Here is a 272-nt window from a genome sequence, read left to right on the forward strand (position 1 = left end):
TCAAGCTCAAGGTGGGCGGTCGGGGCGGCATCGACATGGCCGCCATCGCCAAGGCCGAGGCGGCTCTGAAGAGCCTGTCCGGCAACTTCGCCCAAGGGCTGAACGACGAGATCGTCAAGCTGGAGGCCGCCCGCCAGGGCGTCCGCACCGAGGGCCTCAACGCCCAGACGGTCGAGACCCTCTATCTGCGCGCTCATGACCTGAAAGGCCTGGGCGCCACCTACGACTTCCCGCTGATCACCCGCCGGGCCGCGTCGCTCTGCAAGCTGATC

Annotated in this window: 1 pseudogene; it reads left to right on the top strand. The window is 68.0% G+C overall.

Features of this window, described 5'->3' with window-relative positions:
- Nucleotides 1–272 (top strand): annotated as a pseudogene (locus EIK80_RS25940) (Hpt domain-containing protein); the annotation flags it as partial.

The organism is Caulobacter sp. 602-1 (assembly GCF_003931565.1).
Lineage (GTDB): Bacteria > Pseudomonadota > Alphaproteobacteria > Caulobacterales > Caulobacteraceae > Caulobacter.